14 protein-coding genes are annotated in these 18,655 nt (G+C 67.4%); 11 read left to right on the forward strand and 3 right to left on the reverse strand.

Features of this window, described 5'->3' with window-relative positions:
* Positions 1-2: 2 nt before the first annotated feature.
* A complete protein-coding gene (locus KF887_09890; protein QYK39789.1) occupies positions 3-3,620 on the reverse strand; it encodes an efflux RND transporter permease subunit in 3,618 nt (1,205 codons plus the stop codon).
* Entirely contained in the window at positions 3,617-4,849 is a 1,233-nt protein-coding gene (locus tag KF887_09895) for an efflux RND transporter periplasmic adaptor subunit (protein QYK39790.1), read from the reverse strand. The genes KF887_09890 and KF887_09895 overlap by 4 nt, the downstream gene beginning before the upstream one ends.
* Positions 4,850-5,098: 249 nt before the next feature.
* Here KF887_09895 and KF887_09900 point away from each other — a divergent pair, with 249 nt between their 5' ends.
* The 3 genes from KF887_09900 to der are packed head-to-tail and all read left to right on the forward strand — an operon-like array spanning position 5,099 to position 8,683.
* Positions 5,099-5,752 (forward strand): hypothetical protein, encoded by a 654-nt coding sequence (locus KF887_09900; protein QYK39791.1) that lies wholly within the window; start codon positions 5,099-5,101, stop codon positions 5,750-5,752.
* A gap of 46 nt (positions 5,753-5,798) precedes the next feature.
* Entirely contained in the window at positions 5,799-7,169 is a 1,371-nt protein-coding gene (locus KF887_09905) for a PQQ-binding-like beta-propeller repeat protein (protein ID QYK39792.1), read from the forward strand.
* A 47-nt stretch (positions 7,170-7,216) separates the two neighbouring features.
* Positions 7,217-8,683, forward strand: coding sequence for a ribosome biogenesis GTPase Der (der, locus tag KF887_09910; GenBank protein QYK39793.1), 1,467 nt, complete (start codon positions 7,217-7,219; stop codon positions 8,681-8,683).
* Between the two features lie 30 nt (positions 8,684-8,713).
* On the opposite strand, the gene KF887_09915 is transcribed toward der, so the two are convergent.
* Positions 8,714-9,406, reverse strand: a complete 693-nt coding sequence (locus KF887_09915; GenBank protein ID QYK39794.1) for a GNAT family N-acetyltransferase — start codon at positions 9,404-9,406, stop codon at positions 8,714-8,716.
* A gap of 220 nt (positions 9,407-9,626) precedes the next feature.
* Between KF887_09915 and KF887_09920 the strand changes: the two genes are divergently transcribed.
* From KF887_09920 to KF887_09955, 8 genes are all read left to right on the forward strand, one after another.
* Entirely contained in the window at positions 9,627-10,871 is a 1,245-nt protein-coding gene (locus KF887_09920; protein QYK39795.1) for an MFS transporter, read from the forward strand.
* Between the two features lie 66 nt (positions 10,872-10,937).
* The gene (locus tag KF887_09925) at positions 10,938-11,507 is read left to right on the forward strand and encodes a DUF924 domain-containing protein (protein ID QYK39796.1); all 570 of its coding nucleotides are present in this window, start codon (positions 10,938-10,940) and stop codon (positions 11,505-11,507) included.
* 97 nt (positions 11,508-11,604) lie between these two features.
* Positions 11,605-13,002, forward strand: coding sequence for a dihydrolipoyl dehydrogenase (gene lpdA, locus KF887_09930; protein QYK39797.1), 1,398 nt, complete (start codon positions 11,605-11,607; stop codon positions 13,000-13,002).
* 102 nt (positions 13,003-13,104) lie between these two features.
* Positions 13,105-14,262, forward strand: a complete 1,158-nt coding sequence (locus tag KF887_09935; GenBank protein QYK39798.1) for an MFS transporter — start codon at positions 13,105-13,107, stop codon at positions 14,260-14,262.
* A 97-nt stretch (positions 14,263-14,359) separates the two neighbouring features.
* Positions 14,360-14,944 (forward strand): hypothetical protein, encoded by a 585-nt coding sequence (locus KF887_09940; GenBank protein ID QYK39799.1) that lies wholly within the window; start codon positions 14,360-14,362, stop codon positions 14,942-14,944.
* Positions 14,945-15,080: 136 nt separating this feature from the next.
* Complete coding sequence (locus KF887_09945) at positions 15,081-15,290, forward strand: hypothetical protein (protein ID QYK39800.1); 210 nt, start codon at positions 15,081-15,083, stop codon at positions 15,288-15,290.
* A 121-nt stretch (positions 15,291-15,411) separates the two neighbouring features.
* The gene (gene uvrA, locus KF887_09950) at positions 15,412-18,279 is read left to right on the forward strand and encodes an excinuclease ABC subunit UvrA (protein QYK39801.1); all 2,868 of its coding nucleotides are present in this window, start codon (positions 15,412-15,414) and stop codon (positions 18,277-18,279) included.
* Complete coding sequence (locus KF887_09955) at positions 18,276-18,650, forward strand: DUF4260 domain-containing protein (GenBank protein ID QYK39802.1); 375 nt, start codon at positions 18,276-18,278, stop codon at positions 18,648-18,650. Before uvrA ends, KF887_09955 begins: the two co-directional genes overlap by 4 nt.
* Positions 18,651-18,655: the final 5 nt, after the last annotated feature.

Consider the following 18,655-nt stretch of genomic DNA (forward strand, 5'->3'; position numbering starts at 1 on the left):
TGCTATTCGGCGGCGCGCAGCGGCGGACGGGGCATGCCCTGGACGGGTGTCTTTTCTGCCTCGGCAGCCGTCTCGGGGGGCGGTGGCGGTGCGGTGTCCGCGGTGGTCTCCTGCGGTGGCTCCGCCGCATCCTCCCACAGGATCAAGGGCGAACGCACCCTGCGGGCGGCCCGGTCCAGGGCGATCTCGCGCGATGCCGCGCTGTCGCGTCCGGCGAGCGCCGCCAGGCCCCGCGCCGTGCGATAGGCGCCTGTCTCGAACCAGACGCGCGCTGCGAGCAGCGCGGGGGTAAAGACGAGCGTCAGCACCGTTGCAATGCCAAGCCCGAACACCACCGCTGTCGCGAGCTGCTTCCACCACAGCGCCGTCGGGCTGTCGATCGACCAGCCCCCGCCGATGAAATCGAGGCTGAGGCCATACATCATCGGCGTCAGGCCGGCCATGGTGGTGATCGTGGTCAGGAGCACCGGGCGGATCCGCTGTTCGGCCGTGCGCACGATGGCCTCGACCTTGGGCATGTAGCGGCTGAAGTCCTGATAGGTGTCGATCAGAACGATGTTGTTGTTCACCACGATCCCGGCCAGGGCGACGATGCCCGTCCCGGTCATGATGATCGAGAACGTCTGGTCCATCACCAGCATCCCGATCAGAACCCCGGCGGTCGACAGCACGACGGCCACCAGAACCAGAACGGCGTTATAGAAGCTGTTGAACTGTGCCAGCAGGATGATGAACATCAGGCCCAGGGCCCCGGCGAAGGCCGACATCAGGAAGGCGCCGGATTCCGCCTGCTCTTCCTGGTCGCCGGTCCATTCCCAGGTCACGCCGGGGGGCAGGGGGCGTTCTTCGGTCAGCCATTCGGTCAGATGCGCGATGCGTTCGTTGGCATTGATCGCCGCGCCCGCATCGGTCGTCAGACCGGGCGCCACATCGGCCTTCACGTCGAAATAGCGTTGCTGGTCGACCCGGTCGATCCGGCCCAGCTTGGCGACAGGCGTGCGCGTGACGAAGTTCGAAAGCGGCACAAGCCCTTCCTGCGTGCGTACCTTCAGCGTGTCGAGCGTGGACAGCACGCGGTCGTCCTCGGGCAGGCGCACGCGGATCTCGATTTCCTCGTCCGATGTATCCACCCGCATCGTATCAAGCAGGATGCCGCGGGTAACCAGTTGCACCATGCCACCCACCGTCGCCACGTCCGCACCGAAACGGCCCGCCTGCGCGACATCGACGCTGATTTCCCAATCGATTCCGGGCAGGGGAAGACTGTCCTCGACCGCGATCAGGCCGGTGGTTGCGTCATACTTCGACCGGACGATCCGCACCGCTTCGTGCAGTGTCGCGAAATCGTCGCCCTTCAGCCGCAGGTGCACCGGTTTGCCGGAGGCGGGGCCGCGGCTCTGGCTGATCGACTCGGTCTCGATCCCGGGCAGGGCGGCAAGCTTCGCCATGATCGCGTCAAGCACCACGTCGCCGTCCAGGTCCGGGCGGTCCCTGCGGTCGTCCCACGGGATCATCTCGACCTGGATTTGCCCCACGGTGTCGAGCGGGGCCGTGGCACCGCCGGTGTTCGAGTTCAGACCGCCCTGGCCGGCGAAGGCAAAGACGGTATCGACGCCCTCGGTCTGCAGCACGATCGACTCGGCCTGCCGCAACAGGGCGTCCTTTTCGGCCAGGCTCAGGTTGCCGCGGGCGCGCACATAGATGATGGCCTGCTCGGTCTCGGATTCGACGAAGAACTCCACGCCCTTGGAATGCGTGGCGAAATAGCCGAACACCGACACGACGAAGAAGATCACCGCGCCGATGGTGACCAGCGGCATCACCGGATTTCCCGCGATGGTCTTGATGACCCATCCGAAGGGCGTGCGGCGATAGCCCGCGCGGATGCTGCGTGCGCGCCGTTCGATCTTTGCCGCCTCGAGCGTGATCGAGGACAGGATACCCCCCAGAATGAACAGCAGCGCCCCGGGAACGATCGACATCGCACCGGTCGGCGCGGCGCTGCCCAGCAGGTAGGCCGGGTTCAGCGCCTGCATCGCCCCGAGAAAGATCAGGTACAGCGATGGCGGCACCAGGATCGCACGCGCCCACCACGGCATCACGCGCCGCAGCACCTGCGCCGCGCGGGTGAAGTTGCGGCTCATCCGGCCTGCGACGCCGCCCATGACCGGCAGGTAGATCAGCGCGACCACCAGGCTGGCCGAAAGCACGAAGATGATGGTGACGGGCAGCATCCCCATGAATTCGCCCGCCACGCCGGGCCAGAACAGCATCGGCAGAAAGGCGCAGAGCGTCGTTGCCGTGGAACTGACGACCGGCCAGAACATGCGCTTGGCCGCCTCGGTATAGGCGGCCATCGGGCCCGAACCTTCCTGTATGCGCTTGTCGGCATATTCGACGACCACGATCGCCCCGTCGACGAGCATCCCCACGGCAAGGATCAGGCCGAACATCACGATGTTCGACACGCTGATGCCCATCACCGCCAGCAGTGCGAAGCACAGCAGGAAGGAGGTCGGGATGGCAAAGCCCACCAGCAGCGCCGAGCGGGTACCCAGCGAGGCGAGCACCACGATCATCACCAGGGCGATGGCCGTAAGCACCGAGCCTTCCAGCTGGCTGACCATCGAGGCCACCTGCGTCGACTGGTCAAGCGCCACGGTGGTCTGCACGGCGGTCTGCATTTCGGGCGGCCAGTTGGCGCGGTCGGCCTCGACCACCCGGCGGACCTCATCGACCGTGTCGATCAGGTTGAACCCCTTGCGCTTCACGACCTGGATGGCGACTGTGGTCTCTCCGTTCACGCGGGCCGTGCCGCGCCGGTCCTCGAAGGTCAGGCGGATGTCGGCAATATCGCCCAGCCGGATCACGCGGTCGCCGTTCTTCTTGACCGGCAGGCCATAAACCTGGCGGGCATTGGAGAATGACGACGGGATCTTGACCGCAAAGGCCCCCTCGGCATTCTCGACCTCGCCTGCCGCGATCAGCTGGTTGTTGTTCACCACGACGCTGATCAGCTCGCCCGCCGTGACGTTGTAGGCTTCAAGCCGGAGCGGGTCGATCACCACCTCCAGCATCTCGTCGCGGTGGCCGGCAAGCTCGGCCTTCAGCACCGCATCCATCCCTTCGATGCGGTCCTGCAGGTCCTTTGCGGCCCGAAGCAATGTGCGTTCGGGCACGGGACCGGACAGCGCGACCACGACGATGGGAAACTCGGAGAAGTTGATCTCGTTGATCGAGTATTTCTCCGCGCCGGACGGGAACTTTGCCTCGGCGTTGTTCATCTTGTCCCGCACGTCGGCGATCGTTCGGGTCTTGTCCCAGCCGAACTCGAACTCCAGCACAAGGCCACCGTAGCCCTCGGCCGCCGTGCCCGACATCTTTTTCAGGCCGTCGAGACCGGCCATCTCGGTCTCCATGACCTTGACAAGCATCGTCTCGCTGTCGGCGGCGGAAATGCCGGGGAAGGGGACCGAGATGAAAAGTGCCGGGATTTCGATGTCGGGCTCGCCCTCCTTGGGAAGGCTGACATAGGAATACGTTCCGGCGATCACCGACAGGATCACGAAGGCAACGACCATCCTGGCCCGTGATGCGGCCCAGTCAACGAGTCCGGTCACGGCGCCACCTCGCGCACGACGGCCGTGACCTCGACACCGTCGGTCACGAACTCCTGGCCGACCAGAATCACCGTGGCCGTGTCCGGGAGCCCCGACAGCCAGACGCCCTGCGGCGTATCGCGAAGAATCGTCACGGGCACGAACTGCGCGCGGCTTTCCCCGTCGACGATCCGGACGCCCAGCTTGCCGTCGTCATCCAGCGTCAGCGCCGAGGACGGCAGCAGATGCGCGCTGCGCCCCTCGGCGGCGATCAGCATTTCGGCGGTCTGGCCGTCCCGTATGGCCAGATCGGAGTTCGGAACGGTGACCTCGACCCGGAACGTGCGGGTCAGCGGATCGGCCGACCGGGACAAGAAGGTCACGCGCCCCGCCACCTGACGCCCCGACACCAGCCGCGCCCCCGCCATCGCGCCGACCTCGATCTTGTCGACGTCGGTTTCCGACACGAAGCCGACCAGCTTGATCGGATCGAGCTGGATGACCGTCGCACATGGGCTGCCCGGCTGGAGCAGCGCCCCCAGTTCGGCGGCATCCGATTCCAGCAATCCGTCGAAGGGCGCGCGGACCGTCAGCTTGTCGATCTCGCGCCGGGCGCTTTCCACCGCGGCTTCGGCCGAACTGATCCCGGACGCGGCGGCCGACAGACCGGACCGCGCAGATTCGACCGCGGCGCGCGCCGACTCGACGCTCGCCTGCGTGCCCGCGACCCGGGTTTCCGATGCAAAGCCGCCTTCCGACAGCCGCACGGCGGCGCGGTCGTTCATCTGTGCCTCGTTCAGGCGCGCCTGCGCCTCGACCACGCGGGCCTGTGCCTCGGGCAGGCGCGAGCGCGCCTCGGAAAGCCGGGCCTCGGCTTCGGCAAGGGTTGCGGCGCGGGTGCCGGGGTCAAGTTCGCAAAGCACCTGGCCTGCGGCGACATAGGCCCCCCGGCGCAGGGGTTCCGAGATCACGAGCCCCGAGGTTTCGGATCGCACCTCGACCTGCCGCGCGGCCTCGGTCTGGCCACGGGCGAGCACGCCGTTGTCGACCTCCTGCGCCGTCGATTGTCTGACGACAACCGAAATCCGCCGCATCTCGGCAGCGCCCGGCGGTGCATCGATGACAGGGGCGGCGTCGGGTGCCGCAGCGGCATCGCCGGACGCGAAGGCCGTCAGCCGATCACGCTCGAACACCAGAAGGTAAAGCGTCGCCGAAACCAGCGCAGCCGTCAGAAGGGGGAGAAACCGCATTCTTGCCTCACATCGCACGAACCGCGGCGGTGGGCGCAGGGCATGCGCCGCGATCCTGAGGCTCATACGCTGAACTATCCGGTTCAGATTAGTCTTTTCGCAAGGGCCGCGCAAGGTGACGTTGCGTGCTTTCTGCAAATGCACAACGCAGGACGCAACGTCACATCGCGCGGACCACCAATCCGGCGCAGGGCTTGGCAAGGTCTCGGCTTCCCGTGTAAGACGGCGGGAAGGCAAGGAGACGGCGGCGTGAGCAACCCCGACAGCTTTATCGAAGAGGTCACCGAAGAGGTGCGCCGCGACCGCCTGTTCGCGCTGATGCGGCGCTATGGCTGGATCGGCATCCTTGCGGTGCTTCTTCTCGTCGGCGGCACCGCTTTTTCGGAGTGGCGGAAGGCCCAGGCGCAGTCCGAGGCGCGGATGTTCGGCGATGCCGTTCTGGATGCCCTGGATGCGCCGACGCCCGATGCGCGGCGCGCGGCCCTGGCTTCGGTTCCCACGGGAGACAGCCGGGAACGTGCGGCGCTGGTCGGCCTCTTGCTGGCGTCGGACCCGCAGGGCGACCGGGCGGGAACCCTTGCCGCGCTGGATGCCGTTGCGACCGACGCGGCGCTGCCGCAGGTCTGGCGCGACATGGCGACCCTTCGGCGCGTGATCGTGGCGGGGACCGACATGCCTGCGGCCGAGCGGCGCGCGGCGCTCGATCCGCTGGCGGCGCCCGGGCGATCCCTGCGGCCGCTTGCGCTGGAGCAGCTTGCCTATCTGGCGGTCGAGGCGGGTGACACCGACGCTGCGATCACGCAACTGCGCGCGCTGACGACGGATCAGGAAGCGCCTGCTGGTTTGCGGCGCCGTGCCGAGCAGATGATCACCGCGCTCGGGGGTGGGCGTGACGGGGTGTGACGTGCCCCGCCGGGCAGGGCGGTCGCAGGAAAAGGACGGTGGGGCAATGGCGCAAGCGGCGGGAAAGATCGGGGCTATCCCCCGGAGTGCAGCCTTCGGCCTTGCCGCATTGCTTGTTCTGGCCGCCTGCCAGGAACGCGAGCTGATCCTCGAAGGCGAGCGCTTCGATCCCCGCGCACCGCTTGAGGCGTCCCTTGTCGAGGAAGGCGCGCCCCCGCCGGTCGATACCACAAACCAGATCGTCAACCGCTCCGAGCCCATTTCGCTGCCGCCGCAGACGCAGGTTGCCGATTGGACTCAGCGCGGTGGCAACGCCCGCCATCTGCCGCCCCATGCCGCCCTGTCTGCACAACCCGCGCTGGTCTGGTCCGTGAACATCGGCCAGGGAAACAGCCGCCGCACCCGCATCGCGGCGCAGCCGGTGATCGGTGGCGGCCTTGTGTTCGCGATGGATTCGGTGGCGCGGGTCACCGCGGTTTCCCCCGCCGGAGGCACCGCCTGGACGGCCGACCTCACGCCCGAGATCGCCCGGAACGAGATTTCGGGCGGCGGCCTCGCCTTTGGCAATGGTCGCCTCTTTGCGACCACCGGTTATGGCGAACTGATCGCGATGGACCCGCAGACCGGTGCCGTGATCTGGCGCCAGAAGCTGGGCGCACCGGCAGCGGGCGCACCCACGGTTGATGGAAACCTCGTCTTTGCCGTCGCGCGCGACAGTTCCGCCTGGGCGGTTGCGGCCGAGAACGGGCGCGTGGTCTGGCAACTGCCGGGCACGCCATCGCCATCGGGGATGATCGGTGCCGCGTCGCCCGCGGTGACCGGCACGACCGTGCTGCTGCCCTTTGCCAGTGGCGAGGTTACGGCGGCGCTGCGCGAAGGCGGTGTGCGGCTGTGGTCGGCGACGGTAGCCGGATCGCGCCGGGGCCGCACCTACGCCAGGCTGTCCGAGATCACCGGCGATCCGGTCGTGGCGGGCGATGTGACCTATGTGGGGAACCAGTCGGGCCGCACCGTGGCGATCGACACCGGCACTGGCATCCGCCGCTGGACGGCCAAGGAAGGCGCCTACGGCCCCGTGCTGCCGATCGGTGGCGCCGTCTTCCTGGTGTCGGACGAGGCGCGACTGGTGCGGCTGGACGCCGGAACCGGCGAAACGGTCTGGTCGGTCGAGATGCCCTATTTCACCGCGACCCGCGAACGCCGTCGGGCCGAGATCGTGCCGCATTTCGGACCGGTGCTGGCGGGCGGGCGGCTGGTGGTCGCGTCGGGTGACGGGCTGGTGCGGTTCTTCAATCCGGTTGACGGCAGTCCGCTGGGCGCCGTGAATGTTCCGGGTGGTGCAGCGGCCGCCCCGGCCTTTGCGCAGGGTCTGATGGTGATCGCGGGGCAGAACGGGCAACTTCACGCTTTCCGCTGACGGCGCGGGCGTGTAAGGGGGCGGCTTCCTGATCGCCGGAGGCTCGCATGAGCTTTACCCTTGCCATCGTGGGTCGCCCGAACGTGGGCAAGTCCACGCTTTTCAACCGTCTGGTGGGCCGCAAGCTGGCGCTCGTGGACGACCAGCCCGGCGTGACCCGCGACCTGCGCGAGGGCGATGCGCGGCTGTTCGACCTGCGCTTTACCGTGATCGACACGGCGGGGCTTGAAGAGGTGACCGACGACAGCCTTCAGGGCCGGATGCGCAGGTTGACCGAACGCGCGGTGGACCTTGCGGACGTCAGCCTGTTCCTGATCGACGGGCGGACCGGGGTCACCCCGTCGGACGAGACATTTGCCGACATCCTGCGGAAGAAGGGCGCCCGGGTGATCCTGGGGGTGAACAAGGCCGAGGGACGCGCCGGCGAGGCTGGCGCGCTGGAAGGCTGGAGCCTTGGGCTGGGCGAACCGGTGGCGATTTCCGCCGAGCATGGCGAGGGGATGGACGATCTCTACCGCCTGCTGAAGCCGTTCGAGGCCGAGTTCGCCGAGCGCGAGGCCGAGAATGCCCCGGTGATCGACCAGGATATCGCCGAGGATGATGCCGATACCGAGGCTGACCCCGAGGCACACCGCCCCACCGCGAAGAAGCCGCTTCAGATTGCCGTGATCGGGCGGCCCAACGCGGGCAAGTCGACGCTGATCAACCGGATTCTCGGCTATGACCGCCTGCTGACCGGCCCCGAGGCCGGGATCACCCGCGATGCGATCTCGGTGCGTGCCGAATGGCACGGCACACCGGTGCGCATCTTCGACACGGCGGGCATGCGCAAGAAGGCGCGCGTGACCGAAAAGCTGGAAAAACTGTCGGTAGCGGACGGGTTGCGCGCCGTGCGCTTTGCCGAGGTGGTGGTCGTTCTGCTGGACGCGCAGATCCCGTTCGAGGTGCAGGACCTGCGCATCGCGGATTTCGCCGAGACCGAGGGTCGCGCGGTGGTCGTCGCCGTCAACAAATGGGACCTGGAAACCGACAAGCAGGAGAAACTGGCCGAACTGAAGGAAATGTTCGACCGTCTGCTGCCGCAGTTGCGTGGCGCGCCGCTGGTGACCGTGTCGGGCCTGACCGGCCGGGGCCTCGACCGGCTGCATGATGCAATTCGCCGCGCGCATGACATCTGGAACCGTCGTGTGACCACTGCCCGGTTGAATTCATGGCTGGGCGCGATGACCGAGGCGCATCCGCCACCGGCGCCGGGGGGGCGCCGCATCCGTCTGCGCTACATGACGCAGATCAAGACCCGGCCACCGGGGTTCATCGTGATGTGCAGCCACCCCGAGGACATTCCCGAAAGCTATCGCCGCTATCTGGTGAACGGTCTGCGCGATCATTTCGACATGCCCGGAACCCCGATCCGCATCACCTTCCGCAGCCAGGGCGACAAGAACCCCTTCCGCATGAAGAAGAATTTCGGCACGCCGTCGCGCCTGCGCAAGCATCTGGACAAGAAGGGATAATCGGCGCCGGCGCGTGTGCCGTGCCGGGCGTCAGGCGCGGTGCAGGGTCAGGCCGTAGAGGTCCCAGCCGCCGCGCTGGCCCTCGCAGCCGAAGCCCGCCGCCAGCAGCACGCGGGCAGATGCGGCATTGGTCGGCCGTACCCGGGCCGTCAGTCGCGCTACCTGTGGGAATTCCGTCCGCGCCCAGGCCACCGACTTCGCCACCATCCGGCGCCCGATCCCGCGCCCCCATTGGTTTCGACCCAGCCAGTAGCTGAGTTCCGCCTCGGCCGGATCATTGCCGAACTCCAGCCGCACCTGACCGACGGGCCGACCTTCAGACACGACAGCGCGCACCGCGTGGCGGTCCGACATCGCCGAGAGGGCAATAAGGTCGGCCGCCATGTCGGTTGTCAGCGGATCGGGAAACGGTTCGGGCAGGTACTGCCAGACTGCGGGATCGTCCAGCAGCGCATGATAGACGGGCAGGTCGCCCATGGCCCAGGGCCGAAGCGACAGACCCGCGGCATGCGACAGCGGGGCATCGGCCTCGGGCAGGTCGTCGGCATAGCCCCTGTCCGGCATCACGACCCAGCCACCCTGGACGGGATCGAAGCCTAGCGCCATGCCCTCACGCCGACACCAGTCACGGTCGGCGGGTGTCAGTATGCCCTGCCACCGCAGCCGCGCGGCGTCGGGGCTTCCCGCAGGGGCGTGGTCGTCCGTTGTAACGCGCAGGCTCATGGCGGCCTCTCCTCTGGTCGGGTCCGGGGGGGCTTGCGGGCCACCGGGGGCGGGACTTGGCGGGGTCGCTCCGGGCCTGGCCCGGGAACGTCTTGTGATGGTGCGCAGCCCCGCGCACCACAGATTTGCGGTGCAGCCGAAGCGCGACTTGCCGAAGATAGTTCACCGATGGCACATCGGAAAGGGGCGACGGCGAATCGCGCCGGGTCAAGGGGGCGGAATGCTGAAGGTTCTCAAGGTCAGCTGGCCGCTTCTTCTGGGCATCATGCTGCTGATGGTCGGCAACGGTGTCCAGGGCTCGCTGTTGGGCATCCGCGGCGCGATCGAGGGGTTTTCGACCTTCCAGATGTCCGTCGTCATGTCCGCCTATTTCGTGGGCTTCCTCGGTGGCTCGCAGCTGGCTCCCCGCATGATCCGGCAGGTCGGGCATGTCCGCGTCTTTGCTGCGCTCGGATCGCTGATCTCGGCGATCCTGATCCTCTATCCCGCGATTCCCGACTGGATCGCCTGGGCCGGGATGCGGATGCTGATCGGGTTCTGTTTTTCCGGGGTCTATGTCACTGCCGAAAGCTGGCTGAACAACGCCGCCACGAACGAGACGCGCGGACAGGCGCTGTCGGCCTACATGATCGTGCAGATGATCGGGATCATTTCGTCTCAGGCGCTGCTGAACCTTGGCGATCCATCGGGATTCGTTCTGTTCATCATTCCGTCGGTTCTGGTGTCGCTGGCCTTCACGCCCATCCTGCTGGCCGCCACCCAGGCCCCGGTGTTCGAGGAGACACGCGCGCTCAGCTTTCGTCGCCTGTTCCGTATCTCGCCCCTGGGCTGCGTCGGGATGCTGCTGACGGGCGGGGTATTCTCGGCCATGTTCGGCATGGCCTCGGTCTGGGGCGGTCTTGCAGGGCTTTCGGTGCAGGGCATCTCGATATTCATCGGGGTGATGTACCTGGGTGGGCTGGTGCTTCAGTACCCCATCGGCTGGGCATCGGACCGCATGGATCGCCGCGGCCTGATCCTGTGGCTGTCGGGGGGCGGGGCACTGGTGATGGCCATCGCGGTGCTGGCGGCGCCGCCATTCGCGGTGCTGCTGATGGTATCGTTCCTGCTGGGTGGCATCGCCAACCCGCTTTACGCCCTGCTGATCGCCTATACCAACGACTTCCTGCCGAAGGAGGACATGGCCGCGGCCTCGGCCGGGCTGCTGTTCCTGAACGGGTTCGGTGCGATCTTCGGCCCGCTGGCCACCGGCTGGATCATGGAGACAGCGGGGCCGGGCGGATTCTTCCTGTTCATCGGCGTGCTGTTCGCGGCCCTCGCGGCCTATGCCGCATGGCGGATGACACGCCGGGCGGCGCCCGGGCGGTCCGGCGCTGCCGTCACCATCGCACCGGGGGCCTCGGCCCTGGCTGTCGGTCGGCTGGTCGAGGACAAGGGTTCCGACCCGGTGCCGCGCCAGCCCTAGTCGCCGGACGGTTGCGCCATCGCAATCGACCTGTCAGGCTGCCCCGGCAAGGGCGGAGGATGCGCGATGGATGATCCGGCTTCGGTGCTGGACTACTGGCTGGACGAGATCGGCCCCGACGGTTGGTATGTCGGGGGCGAGGCCATTGACGCCCAGATCCGCGAGCGCTGGCTCGATCTTTGGGCGGCGGCGCATGGGGGTGGCCTGGCACATTGGGTTGATGGCCCCGCGCCGACACTGGCCTTCCTGATCGTGACCGACCAGTTTCCGCGCAACATCCATCGTGGCCGCGCCGAGGCTTTCGCGACCGATCCGATGGCGCGCGCCGCAGCACGTCGGGCGCTGGACGCGGGCTGGGACATGGCCGTACCGGAACCGGAACGGCAGTTCATGTATCTGCCGTTCGAGCATTCCGAGGACCCCGCCGACCAGGCCCTGTCGGTGCGCCTTTTCGCCGAACGCCTGCCGTCCGAACCGGAAAACCTGCTGCACGCCCGCGCCCATCAGGCCGTGATCGACCGGTTCGGCCGCTTTCCGTTCCGCAATGCCGCGCTGGGCCGCACGAGCACGGCGGAAGAGACGGAGTGGCTGGAGGCCGGCGGATACATGGCAGAGGTGCGGCGCCTGCAGGGCTAGCCATGCGTCTGTTGCATGGGCCGGTGACGCGGCGTTCATTGCTCGCCATGCAGCGATAGTTTAAGGGTAAACGACTTTCGCCACGAGGGAGGATCCGATGGCCGCGCGAGACTTCGACATGATCGTCATCGGGGCAGGTCCCGGCGGCTATGTGGCCGCGATCCGGGGCGCGCAACTGGGCCTGAAGGTCGCCATTGTCGAACGCGAACATCTGGGCGGCATCTGCCTCAACTGGGGCTGCATCCCCACCAAGGCACTGCTGCGGTCTGCGGAAGTCTTTCACCTGATGCACCGCGCCAAGGAGTTCGGCCTGTCCGCCGACAAGGTCGGCTTCGATCTGGGGGCGGTGGTCGCGCGCAGCCGGGCGGTGGCCAAGCAGTTGTCCGGCGGCATCGGGCACCTGATGAAAAAGAACAAGGTCACGGTGTTCATGGGGCAGGCGACGATCCCCGCGAAGGGCCGGGTATCCGTCAAGACCGACAAGGGGACCGAGGACCTGGCGGCGCCCGCCATCGTTCTGGCGACGGGCGCGCGGGCGCGCGAACTGCCGGGGCTCGAGGCGGATGGCGATCTGGTCTGGTCCTACAAGCATGCGCTGGTGGCCAGCCGCATGCCGAAGAAACTGCTGGTCATCGGGTCGGGCGCCATCGGCATCGAGTTCGCGAGCTTTTTCAACACCATGGGTTCCGAGACCACGGTTGTCGAGGTGATGGACCGCATCCTGCCGGTCGAGGATGCGGAGATCGCGGCCTTCGCGAAGAAGCAGTTCGTCAAGCACGGCATGAAGATCATCGAGAAGGCCAGCGTCAAGAAACTCGATCGCAAGCCCGGCGTCGGCGTAACGGCGCATATCGAGCGCGACGGCAAGGTCGAGACGCAGGAGTTCGACACGGTGATTTCCGCGGTCGGGATTGTCGGAAATGTCGAGAACCTCGGACTTGAGGCACTGGGCGCCAGGATCGACCGGACACATGTGGTGACCGACGAATTCTGCCGGACCGGCGTCGACGGGCTGTTCGCCATCGGCGATGTCGCCGGGGCGCCATGGCTGGCCCACAAGGCCAGCCATGAAGGTGTCATGGTGGCCGAACTGATCGCAGGCAAACATCCCCACCCGATCAAACCGAATTCCATCGCCGGCTGCACCTATTGCCACCCACAGGTTGCCAGCGTCGGCCTGACAGAGGACAAGGCCAAGGCGGCGGGCCATCAGGTGAAGGTCGGCCGCTTTCCGTTCATCGGCAACGGCAAGGCCATTGCGCTTGGCGAACCCGAGGGCATGATCAAGACCGTCTTTGACGCCAAGACGGGCGAGTTGCTGGGCGCGCACATGGTCGGTGCCGAGGTGACGGAACTGATCCAGGGCTATGTCGTGGGCCGCAGCCTGGAGACGACCGAAGCCGAGCTGATGGAAACCGTTTTCCCGCATCCCACCCTGTCCGAGATGATGCACGAGGCGGTGCTGGACGCCTACGGCCGGGCGCTGCATTTCTGATGCAGCATGGCTGACGGTTCCATGGCGGCGTCGGTGGTCCCGGCACATCGGGTGATTGCCTGGCCTGGCGCGTGGCGCCTGTCGAAGTGAGAGGGCGGCGGGATGCGCGCTGCGGGAATCGTTCTGGCGGTGTGGCTCGCCGGGCTGGGTGCTGCGGCGCAGTTCGGCAAGGTATCCGTCGCCTGGGATCTGATGGCGCAGCACTATGGCGGGGTTTCGCCGGTGGCGCTGGGGCTGCTGGTGTCGGTTGTCGGGCTGGTGGGTCTGGTGTTCGGCACGACGGCGGGGCTGATCGTGGCGCGGCTGGGCGCGCGGCGGGTGATGGCGGGCGCGCTGGCGCTGGGCGCGCTGGCCTCGGCGTTGCAGTCGGGGTTGCCCGGCTATGGTGCCATGATGGCGCTTCGGGTGGCCGAAGGGGTGTCGCATCTGGCGATCGTGGTGGCGGGGCCGGTGATCATTGCGGGCGTGTCGGCGGGGCGGCATCAGGGGCTGGCGATGACGCTGTGGTCGTCGTTCTTTGGCGTGACCTATGCGGTGCTGGCGCTGGTGGCGCCGCTGGCGGGCAGCGTGGCGGGGCTGTTCTGGGGGCATGCTGTCTGGATGGCGGTCTGCGCGGTGCTGTGCCTGTGGATCGTGCCGCGGGACGGGGCGCGGGAGGTGGGGCCCTTCGGGGGCCTGCTGGCGCAGCACCGGGCGATCTATGCCAGCCCGCGGGTGGCGGCGCCTGCGCTGGGGTTCGTTTTCTATACAATGGCCTATGTGGCGTTGCTGACGTTGGTGCCGCCGCTGTTTTCGCCCGGTCTGCGGGGGGTGGCGGCGACGGGGATGCCGCTGGTCTCGATTGCCTTGTCGCTGAGCCTCGGGGTCTGGGCGTTGCGGCGGATGGCGGCGGTGCGGCTGGTGCAGGCGGGGTTCGCGGCGGGGGCGTCGGGCGTGGTTCTGTTCGCGCTGGGGCTGGTGCTGGGCGAGGGGCTGATGCTGGCGGGGGCGTTGGGGGTGGCGGGGGCGCTGGGCCTCGTGCAGGGGGCGAGTTTCGCGGCCATTCCGCAGCTGAACCCCGATCCGGGCGACCGGGCGCGGGCGGCGGGAGCCCTGGCGCAGATGGGGAATGTGGGCACGGTGACGGGCACGCCGATCCTGGCCGCGCTGATGGCGGGGGCGGGGGGATGGGGCGTGGTGGCCTTTGCGCTGCCGCTGTGTCTGGCGGGGATGGCGATGCACGCATGGCTGGCGCGGCGGCGACGGGCCGACCGGGTCTGACCGGACGCCTTCATCGGAGGGTCACGGAATCCATACGCCGCTGTCACAGGAAGTCTTGACCCTGTGTCAAGGAAAACTGCGGCAGGGAGAGCGTGTCATGGGTTATGCGGATGTCCTGCGGTCGCAGCTGTCGCCCAGTCCGGCCCAGACGCAGCAGGCGCGCTGCGGCCTGCCCTATCTGCGCCGCTGGTGCGCGAGGGCGGGGCTGGTCTATGCGGCCGGACCGATCTGCAACGTGGTGCACGGGGTCAGTCGTCCCACGATCAGGCGCTTCGTGGAATCGCCCCTGACCCTGACGCAGCCGCATCAGGCGGGCCTGATCGTGCAAGGCTTCGCCCGGCGTCTGGCGGATCCCGCACTGATGCCCGCGGTCGTGGTCGCTCAGTTCTCGGCCATCCTGCCGGGGCTTGCGGATGTCCTCGTGGGCGCCGCGAGGGCCGGGGGCGATCCGCTGTCGGACCTGTGCGAGGAGACCGGGCTGGGCAGATCCGCCGTCGCCGACACCGCCCGGCTCTGCGCGGTGCCGCCGAGCGTTGCGGCCCATGTGGCGGCGGCGGTGACGGTCCGCTTCGCGGTGGCGCTGACACCGGCCGCGGCGGCGGGCGACCGGCCGGTGGCCGGACAGGCGGCGCGCGGGCAGATCTATGACTGGTTCGAGCGCGCCGCTCCGGCCGTGCTGTAACCTGCAGGGTCGCCTGTAACGAATGTGTTTCGGCTGGATGACAGTCGGCCTTTCCAATGTTTTCAGCATCTTCGGTAGGGTCGCGGCTGCGGGCATGGCATCTAGGTCACGGGGCATTCCGCCCCGGAGACATCCCATGACGCCCATCGAAACCATCGTCCTGACCCTCTCGGCGCTGCACCTGGCCGATGCCTGGCTGGAACGGCAGCGCGCGGCGCACGAGACCGGCAGGGGGGCGCTCGACTGCGAGGCGCGGGCGCGCCATGCGGTTGCGGCGGGTCTCTGCTATCTGTGCTACGCGGCGGCGGGCTATCTGCCCTGGGCGGGCGGGCATCTTCCGGCCTGAGGTGCCCTCCGCCTCGGCGGCAGACCCTGAGATGCCCAGGAAATTCACGTTTCGTTCACAAAATGCGGTTGGAGACTCGGCTGCCCCGGCCTATGTGTGAAGGATCGGTCAGGGGCGGGTCATGGCGGAAGCGAAGTTCATTTCGGTGCGGGGGGCGCGCGAGCACAACCTCAAGGGCGTGGACGTCGACATCCCGCGCGACCGGCTGGTCGTGATCACCGGCCTGTCGGGGTCGGGCAAGTCCAGCCTGGCCTTCGACACGATCTATGCCGAAGGACAGCGCCGCTATGTCGAAAGCCTGTCGGCCTATGCCCGCCAGTTCCTCGACATGATGGGAAAGCCCGACGTCGACCACATCAGCGGCCTGTCGCCCGCGATTTCGATCGAACAGAAAACGACGTCGAAGAACCCGCGGTCCACCGTCGGCACGGTGACCGAGATCTACGACTACCTGCGCCTGCTGTTCGCCCGTGTCGGCGTGCCCTATTCCCCCGCCACCGGGCTGCCGATCGCGGCGATGCAGGTGCAGGACATGGTCGACGCGGTGATGGCGATGCCCGAGGGGACGCGCGCCTATCTGCTGGCCCCCATCGTGCGCGACCGCAAGGGCGAATACCGCAAGGAGATGCTGGACCTGCGCAAGCAGGGCTTCCAGCGGGTCAAGGTCGACGGGGCTTTCCATGAACTCGACGATCCGCCGGTGCTGGACAAGAAGCTGCGGCATGACATCGACGTGGTTGTGGACCGTATTGTGGTGCGCGAGGGGCTGGAGGTGCGGCTGGCTGACAGCTTCCGCACCGCGCTGAACCTGGCGGATGGAATCGCGGTGATCGAACTGGCCGACGCGGCCGAGGGCGAGGCGCCGCAGCGGATCACCTATTCCGAGAAATTCGCCTGCCCGGTCAGTGGCTTCACCATTGCCGAGATCGAGCCGCGACTGTTCTCGTTCAACGCGCCCTTCGGGGCCTGCCCGGCCTGCGACGGCCTGGGCGTGGAACTGTTCTTTGACGAACGGCTGGTCGTGCCGGACCAGGGCCTGACGATCCCGGGCGGCGCCATCGCACCCTGGGCCAAGTCGAAGTCGCCCTACTTCACCCAGACCGTCGACGCGCTGGCGCGGCACTATGGCTTTGACAAGAAGAAGAAATGGAAGGACCTGCCCGACAGCGTCAAGCAGTTGTTCCTGCACGGGTCCGGCGGCGATGAGATCGATTTCTCCTATGACGAGGGCGGGCGTGTCTACAAGGTGCGCCGCGTGTTCGAGGGGATCATCCCGAACATGCAGCGTCGCTACAAGGAGACCGACAGCGCCTGGAGCCGCGAGGAGATGGAGCGCTATCAGGCCAACCGTCCCTGCGGCACCTGCCATGGCTACCGCCTGAAGCCCGAGGCGCTGGCGGTCAAGATCGCCGGCCGCCACATCGGACAGGTCACCGAATTGTCGATCCGCGAGGCCCATGCCTGGGTCGAGACGGTGCCTGCATCGCTGACACCGCAGCGCAACGAGATCGCGCGCGCCATCCTCAAGGAAATCCGCGAGCGCCTGGGGTTCCTGGTGAATGTCGGCCTCGATTACCTGACGCTCAGCCGCAACGCCGGCACCCTGTCCGGCGGGGAATCACAGCGCATCCGGTTGGCCAGCCAGATCGGCAGCGGCCTGACCGGCGTGCTCTACGTGCTGGACGAACCTTCGATCGGCCTGCATCAGCGCGACAATGACCGCTTGCTGACCACGCTCAAGAACCTGCGCGACCAGGGAAACACCGTGCTGGTGGTCGAGCATGACGAGGATGCGATCCGCGAGGCCGACTATGTCTATGATCTCGGTCCGGGTGCCGGGGTCCATGGCGGGCGTGTGGTCTCGCATGGCACGCCTGCTCAGATCGCCGCAGACCCTGCCAGTCTGACCGGCCAGTATCTCGCCGGCACCCGCGAGATCGCGGTGCCCCGCACGCGGCGCAAGGGCAGCGGCAAGACGCTGACAGTGGTGGGGGCCACCGGCAACAACCTGCGCAACGTCACCGCAGAGTTTCCGCTGGGCAAGTTCGTCTGCGTGACCGGGGTATCGGGCGGGGGCAAGTCCACGCTGACCATCGAGACGCTGTTCAAGACCGCGGCGACGCGACTGAACGGCGCGCATGAGACCCCCGCGCCCTGCGAGACGATCAAGGGGTTCGAACATCTCGACAAGGTCATCGACATCGACCAGCGGCCGATCGGGCGCACGCCCCGGTCGAACCCTGCAACATACACCGGGGCCTTCACGCCGATCCGCGACTGGTTCGCGGGCCTTCCCGAGGCCAAGGCGCGGGGCTACCAGCCCGGCCGTTTCAGCTTCAACGTCAAGGGCGGCCGCTGCGAAGCCTGCCAGGGCGATGGCGTCATCAAGATCGAGATGCATTTCCTGCCCGATGTCTATGTCACCTGCGAGACCTGCAAGGGCCATCGCTACAATCGGGAAACCCTGGAAATAAAGTTCAAGAACAAAAGTATATCGGACGTTCTTGACATGACGTGCGAGGATGCGCGCGAATTCTTCTCGGCCGTTCCGGCGATCCGCGAGAAGATGGAGGCGCTGTGCGAGGTGGGCCTTGGCTATATCAAGGTCGGTCAGCAGGCCACGACCCTGTCCGGGGGCGAGGCGCAAAGGGTGAAGCTGTCCAAGGAACTGTCGCGCCGCGCGACGGGCCGGACGCTCTACATCCTCGACGAGCCCACGACCGGCCTGCATTTCGAGGATGTGCGCAAGCTGCTGGAGGTGCTGCACGAACTGGTCGAGCAGGGCAACACGGTGGTGGTGATCGAGCATAACCTCGACGTCGTGAAGACTGCCGACTGGATCATCGACATCGGCCCCGAGGGCGGCGACGGCGGCGGGCAGATCGTGGCCACCGGAACGCCCGAGGATGTGGCCCGGGTCGAGGCCAGCCATACCGGGCGCTATCTGCGCGACATGCTGAAACCCAGACGACGGGTCGCTGCGGAATGACCACCGTTGCGTGGCAGCGCATCGAGGGCGGACTGGTTTTCGCCGCCGCGATCCTGATTGCCGCGCTGACGGGATCGGTGGGCCGCGACCTGCCATGGTGGCAGGCCATCGCGCTGTTCTTCGCGCCCGATGTCGCCTTCGCGGCCTATCTGGGCGGGCCGCGCATCGGTACGACGGTCTACAACCTGCTGCACCTCTACGGCTGGGGCCTGCTTCTTGCGGGCTTCGGGGTTGCCTTTGCGGCAGGACCACTGGTCTTCGCGGGTCTGTTGTGGCTGGCCCATGTCGGGTTTGACCGCATGCTGGGTTACGGCCTGAAGGAGCCGACCGGATTCCAGGATACGCATCTGGGCCGGATCGGGCGGCGCTGACCGCC

The sequence above is a fragment of the Paracoccaceae bacterium genome, assembly GCA_019454225.1.
GTDB lineage: Bacteria > Pseudomonadota > Alphaproteobacteria > Rhodobacterales > Rhodobacteraceae.

What these genes read in the sequence shown, in the direction of transcription:
- KF887_09895 (QYK39790.1), bottom strand. Translation starts at nt 4,849, where the DNA reads ATGCGGTTTCTCCCCCTTCTGACGGCTGCGCTGGTTTCGGCGACGCTT.
- KF887_09905 (QYK39792.1), top strand. Translation starts at nt 5,799, where the DNA reads ATGGCGCAAGCGGCGGGAAAGATCGGGGCTATCCCCCGGAGTGCAGCC.
- der (QYK39793.1), top strand. Translation starts at nt 7,217, where the DNA reads ATGAGCTTTACCCTTGCCATCGTGGGTCGCCCGAACGTGGGCAAGTCC.
- KF887_09915 (QYK39794.1), bottom strand. Translation starts at nt 9,406, where the DNA reads ATGAGCCTGCGCGTTACAACGGACGACCACGCCCCTGCGGGAAGCCCC.
- KF887_09920 (QYK39795.1), top strand. Translation starts at nt 9,627, where the DNA reads ATGCTGAAGGTTCTCAAGGTCAGCTGGCCGCTTCTTCTGGGCATCATG.
- KF887_09925 (QYK39796.1), top strand. Translation starts at nt 10,938, where the DNA reads ATGGATGATCCGGCTTCGGTGCTGGACTACTGGCTGGACGAGATCGGC.
- lpdA (QYK39797.1), top strand. Translation starts at nt 11,605, where the DNA reads ATGGCCGCGCGAGACTTCGACATGATCGTCATCGGGGCAGGTCCCGGC.
- KF887_09935 (QYK39798.1), top strand. Translation starts at nt 13,105, where the DNA reads ATGCGCGCTGCGGGAATCGTTCTGGCGGTGTGGCTCGCCGGGCTGGGT.
- KF887_09940 (QYK39799.1), top strand. Translation starts at nt 14,360, where the DNA reads ATGGGTTATGCGGATGTCCTGCGGTCGCAGCTGTCGCCCAGTCCGGCC.
- KF887_09945 (QYK39800.1), top strand. Translation starts at nt 15,081, where the DNA reads ATGACGCCCATCGAAACCATCGTCCTGACCCTCTCGGCGCTGCACCTG.
- uvrA (QYK39801.1), top strand. Translation starts at nt 15,412, where the DNA reads ATGGCGGAAGCGAAGTTCATTTCGGTGCGGGGGGCGCGCGAGCACAAC.
- KF887_09955 (QYK39802.1), top strand. Translation starts at nt 18,276, where the DNA reads ATGACCACCGTTGCGTGGCAGCGCATCGAGGGCGGACTGGTTTTCGCC.